The following is a 5,556-nucleotide window of genomic DNA, read 5'->3' as shown; positions in this document are numbered from 1 at the left end:
GAATTACACCCTATATGATAAGCGGCATTTAACAAAATTCATCTTTGCACCATTCTTATTCCTCTATTTTGCCGCATGTTTTGCAATAAATGCTCTAGGTCGAGGTATCTCAAATCGAACGACTCCCAAACATAATATTAAAAAAGTAGACTCATTAATTGGAAATAAAAAACTTCATAAAGAACGTGACGGTCTTTATTCCTATGTAGCATAGAATTGGATAGGCACTTTAAAACGCCCCGTCATTAAATCGACTGGTCTCCAGTTGTGGCGGATTGTAAGTAATACATGGGCCTGTTACTCGCTATTCACCTATTCTACTGCTTTGGTCAAAAAATTTTATTAAAGAAATAATCCCAATACTTCTGATTGGCAGAACATAGAAAACAGGCAAAAATCTAATCTCTTTATAAATTTAAAATTGAATAGTTAAACCATTAAAAAACAAAGTTTTTACTTACAACTAATGAAAATCAGATAGAATTATTGAGGTTACAATAAATTTAAACCCATCAAATATTCATCATAAAAAATTTGAGTTACCTGCAAAGAGTTGATAATAGTTCCTTCAACGGCAAAATTAAATTTTTTGTATAAATTAATTGCATTAATATTATCTGTTCTTACTTGTAGTTGGATCTTAGCTAACTTTTTTTTCTGAGCCCAATGAATAGCTATCAACAGGGTTCAGCGCATTAAAATCACGTAACATGTCGCATAAAATTAAGTCTCATGTTGCTCTACTTTCCGCAATAATCAAATAAAATCTGCTAAAATAAATGCTTCTTATCCAAAGCAATGCATCCCACGGTTGGCGAAGTTAGCGAATGCCAAATTATTAATGATATCCGATAGTTAGAGCTCATTTGCAATCATCCAGAGCTGATTGATTAATTGACACATAACCTATTTTCTAATATCATGAAGCTCTTTTGTTGTGAAGCAAAATCTTATGAATTACACCCTATGTGATAAGCGGCATTTAACAAAATTCATCTTTGCACCATTCTTATTCCTCTATTTTGCCGCATGTTTTGCAATGGAAGTACCCATTTATGATTTTCCCATCACCGCTTATTCTCAAAATGCAAATGACTATTTATCTCCAGATAAAGAGGATTACAATAAAACTTTATTAAGCCCTGAATATCAAAACCTACAGTTAACGCAATTTTACAATCATTATTACTCTAGTGATGCTCAAGGATTGTCACCTTGGAGCAGGCAAATGGTAACGTCCGCCTTAGCGTTGATGAAAAAAGTTGAGCCCGAAATATTAGAAGATTTTAACAATCAAAACAAATCGAATGAAGATAAACATTATGCGGAGAATTTCAAGGAGCACGACCAAATTTGGTGGAGCAGAATAAGAGATAACATGGATTTATATGCACTCGCCTCCAGTGAGTTCAAGGAGGAAAATAGAGCAATTTCAGTTGCAAATACCTATGCGCGTGCATTACCTGATATAGCGCCTGATTTTTTTCATGCCAGCTTACCTGGCCAGGGTTTTCCTTTCGATAATTTGCAAGAATCAGCAATTTGGGCAGCTACTCCACTCTATGTCTTTAGTGTATCAAAGGACAAAGCATGGTCATTAGTTTTAACGCCCGATGGTTATTTTGCTTGGGTTAAAAGTAATGATATCGCATATGTTTCACCTGTGTTTATTAACCAGTGGGAAACAGCAGCACAACACAACCTTATTGCAGTCACTCAAATAGAAACAAGCATTGTGGATGATCACCAACAATTCCAATTCACCGGCTATATTGGATCTGTATTTCCGATGATTGAACGAAATAGCCAGCAAACCTCCATCTTAATACCCGTTAAAAATGGCTATAATCAAGCCATGATAAAAACTGGCATTATCAATACAAATGCATCGAATGTAGTGCCTTTGACTGCCTCGCCCAAAAACTTGGTCAAAATCATTAATCAATTAAAAAATCGACCTTATGGCTGGGGTGGCGCTTTTTTCTTTAATGATTGCTCTCAAGAGATCAAAAGCATATTCACGCCATTTGGTATTTGGCTTCCCAGAAATTCAGCGCAACAAGCACAACTTAGTTCAACGTTGGACTTATCAAAAAACAATATTGATGAACGCATAAGCTTGTTAAAAGAAAAAGGCCATCCATTGATGACCATTATTTATATCGGTGGCCATGTTATGTTGTATGTTGGTAATAAAGATATTGACAACAATAGGGCTGCTGCGATTACTTATCAAAATGTATGGGGAATGTCTCCTGAAAACCATGATAAACGCTATGTCATTGGCCAATCGCTATTTTTTCCCCTTCTTAAAAATTACCCAGAAAATCCAGAGGTTAGTTCACTCGCGAGCAAATCTAATTTTAAGCTTGTTTTTCTTGATGAACTCAATTTAAAAGCAGATTCTCCTCACGGTTTTGCGAATAGGTTTTTAGATAAGCGTCACATCGCAAATTAATCCTACTTTTTATCATAAGGATAAATCAATGCCAAAATATCATCAATCATTGACCGAAAAACAACAGAAATCCTCTATTGACCGGCCTTTATCCTGTGGATTGGCACCCTATGCACTCACAGGTGATCAATTAATGATGATCCCTCTCATGCCCGATCATCGATATAAACTATATACTGAGATTTTCAGCCAACCGCAAGTCATGCAATATTTTGGTACAGGTAAAAGTTTCACCTTTGATGAATATACTTCAATGCACATAGATCGCGCGAAGCAAAATTTGACACTTCAGTACGATCAGTACACAGGCCGTTTATCTCGGTTTACTTGGACGATAATTACCCATGATGGTATAGCAGGCAGACTTAATATTTTTCCAACTGAAGGACGAACCGAATTAGCATTTTGTATTTCTCCAACACAACAGGGTAGAGCTTTAGCCCGTCGTGCTAGTGAACTAGTTATCGAGTATATGGGCGAGGAAAGTTCTTTTATTGCAACAGCACATCCCCTAAATAAAGCTTCCTCAAAAACGCTTGAGCAAATACATTATCCTGATGGAAAATTCGTTTTTTTTAGAGATCCCCAACGGCAAAATGTTCCCAATAAATATGGTACAAATCAACCTCGAGACTATTTCTTATCCCAAAGAGAAAACAAATTCTCATTTTTCAGTTTTAATAGAGGACTTGTATGTATAGATTCATCTAAAGAATTACAACAAAAAAACACAATAAAATGCGTTTGAACTAGTTAAGCGATCCCTGCTCGTTACTTCTGCTATTGCCAAAAATTCCTACCTGCATTGTTATTTTTCAACTTCAAGACAACAAGCAATGGGTTCTAAATCAGAGTAAGGTACTTGAGGTAAAAAATCGTTGGTGTAGCATTGAGATACATCAAAGTGTTTATCAATAATATTCAAGTGCTGGGTATAGCGCCCTACTTTATTCCAATCTCTATCTACGTTGTGTAATGAACGCGAAAAAAATGGCAATGTGTGAGTAAAAATCTTTTGATACATCGGCGTACGTAATTGTGGTTTTGCCTGACATAATAATTCATAGGCTTCTTCTGGGTGCTCTGTTGTATAGGCAGCCCCTCGTTGGGTAGCATTAAGAAAGCCGCGAACTAATTCAGGTTTTTGCAAGGTTTTTTCGGGCACAATAAATTGGATGGAACAAAAACAACAACAGCCTAGACCTGCTAATTGATCAAGACGCAAAAATACGGTTTCACCTTTGCGCTGTTCTAATTCGATGCGTTGAAAATTAATAAATCCAATACCGGTATCAATGATATCTCGACAAATTGCATCGGTAACGTTCATTCCAATTCGGACTGCTTGATAGCTATTAGGATCAATACCAGCAAGGCGAGCTAAGTCATCAATAATTTTCTTACCAAATTCACCGATATAACCAACACGCTTGCCGACAATATCATGAAATGAATTAATGCCACTTGATTTTAATGCAATCAATCCTGTTGGTGGCTCATCAAGCAATGTGCCAATGGATGTAACAGGATAACCCTTAGCCCTAGCTGCAACCGTATGAATCATGGCCTTTACACCAAAATCCACAGTGCCTAATCCAACCAGCTCTGTAACATCACTTGGATCAGCAGGTTCTAAAATGGCGAGCTTGATGTTTTCTTCTGAATAAAAACCAAGCCGTTCTGCCACCAAAATTGGCGTGTGATAAGGATTAGCGTACCAATTCAATAATAAAGTAGTTCTAGTAGACAAATGAGAAGACATAGCCATAACTCCTATATGAATGTGAATAATTTCGGAGATGGCAAAAGGGATCCTGTCCCATAAAATAATTAATAAGACATGGATTTATTGAAGGCGTCCTTACGCTGATATGACTCAGATCAAGTTCGACGGGTGAATTCTCAGCCTGTTTTCCGACACCCCGCGCCATCTAAAAACAAGGTAATGCTATATTTTAATCTTTAGTTTGTCAAAAGGTGTTAATACATCCTACGAGATTCTCATGTTATCAACCGCAATTTGACGAACATATTGGCGAAAATTTATTATTTTCTCTCGCCTCTGAAAATATACATATTTAGGGAAGTCAATCAAATCAAGTAGTTATCAAAATTCCACCAAGAATTAGAGAATGTATCGACAGATTCTGACGATGTTATGTTAAATATTCAGGATAGAAAACCAAAGACAATTTCAGCCGGGCATAGATGTACGAGCTACGCTATCGAGTTAATTATGACACTGGCTGCTGCTATGTATTTCCATAATTGCTTTTCAAGTCACGTTGTTGAAAATGATCAGGAAGACAGTTCTCTTCGAAATAGCATTTAACCCTTCCCGGTTCATAAAAAATGCTCATCTTGATGCTCGTTTTCAACGCATTATTTCCGGTCTTCATGGTGCCATTACCGTTAAAGGATTAGAAACGATACCATTTTTTGTGCCAATGATGGTGCAGGAACCATTTTTACCATTCATTTTCAGATAGGTTTGAGACTTGGTCTGTCAGTTGGCATTGTGATTTACTTAAGGTAATAGAGTAATGCTCAGACATGAATAAATAGGCACGCGCAAAGGAATCAGGTGATGCTGCATAACCCGTAGAGCAAATTAATAAAAATAAGAGAAAAGAGCGCATAACTTAGCCATAAAAAAGAATACAATTATAAAGACCGGCAGTATAAATTCCATTTATTTTTCTTAAAAAAAACAGGGAATAATAAAATCCAGAACAGTTCATTAAAGCGGGATATAAGAAAGTATTTAATACTGAAATGAGATTATCTGGTCCCATTCGTTACTAAACGATTGAAACCAGACAAAGAATAAAATAATATAACCATGCAGTTTAAAAAATCTGTACTTAAAAAAGCGCTGATAGAAGAGACCACGAATCTCAACTACCAGCTAAGCCACAACATTTACTTTAAGGAGAGTAAAATATCATGACCTACGTCATTATTATTCATTTTTGGAATAATTTTCAATGTTTATCTAGCGGAAAGGCGCTAGATTCGCCACCTTCAGGTTAATTTCAGACCAATTTGACTAATGCGCTGCTGTATGTGCGTAGGGAGTCATACGTCTTTAAAACACC

The 5,556-nt window shown here is 36.4% G+C and carries 5 protein-coding genes, 1 pseudogene and 1 riboswitch; of the genes and pseudogenes, 3 read left to right on the top strand and 3 right to left on the bottom strand.

Annotation, left to right across the window (positions count from 1 at the left end; genetic code table 11):
• Positions 1-214: pseudogene (locus tag WA877_RS05730) on the top strand (hypothetical protein); the annotation flags it as partial.
• Between the two features lie 278 nt (positions 215-492).
• Here the strand turns inward: WA877_RS05730 and WA877_RS05725 are convergent.
• Positions 493-681 (bottom strand): GNAT family N-acetyltransferase, encoded by a 189-nt coding sequence (locus WA877_RS05725; protein WP_425169974.1) that lies wholly within the window; start codon positions 679-681, stop codon positions 493-495.
• Positions 682-952: 271 nt separating this feature from the next.
• On the opposite strand from WA877_RS05725, the gene WA877_RS05720 reads away from it, so the two are divergent.
• Together WA877_RS05720 and WA877_RS05715 are read left to right on the top strand one after the other, a co-directional pair.
• Positions 953-2,458 carry an SH3 domain-containing protein gene (locus WA877_RS05720; RefSeq protein ID WP_425169973.1) on the top strand — a complete coding sequence of 502 codons (1,506 nt, stop codon included), beginning with the start codon at positions 953-955 and terminating at the stop codon, positions 2,456-2,458.
• A gap of 28 nt (positions 2,459-2,486) precedes the next feature.
• Complete coding sequence (locus tag WA877_RS05715) at positions 2,487-3,206, top strand: GNAT family N-acetyltransferase (RefSeq protein WP_425169972.1); 720 nt, start codon at positions 2,487-2,489, stop codon at positions 3,204-3,206.
• 60 nt (positions 3,207-3,266) lie between these two features.
• Here the strand turns inward: WA877_RS05715 and WA877_RS05710 are convergent, their stop codons facing one another.
• Together WA877_RS05710 and WA877_RS05705 are read right to left on the bottom strand one after the other, a co-directional pair.
• Positions 3,267-4,226, bottom strand: a complete 960-nt coding sequence (locus tag WA877_RS05710; RefSeq protein WP_425169971.1) for an ABC transporter substrate-binding protein — start codon at positions 4,224-4,226, stop codon at positions 3,267-3,269.
• Between the two features lie 73 nt (positions 4,227-4,299).
• A riboswitch (TPP riboswitch) is annotated at positions 4,300-4,393 on the bottom strand.
• Positions 4,394-4,926: 533 nt separating this feature from the next.
• Positions 4,927-5,097, bottom strand: coding sequence for a hypothetical protein (locus WA877_RS05705; RefSeq protein WP_425169970.1), 171 nt, complete (start codon positions 5,095-5,097; stop codon positions 4,927-4,929).
• Positions 5,098-5,556: the final 459 nt, after the last annotated feature.

It is taken from the genome of Legionella sp., assembly GCF_049790535.1.
Classification (GTDB): Bacteria; Pseudomonadota; Gammaproteobacteria; order Legionellales; family Legionellaceae; genus Legionella.
Note: the sequence above shows the minus strand (reverse complement) of the source record. Positions and strands in the feature narration are given on the sequence as shown.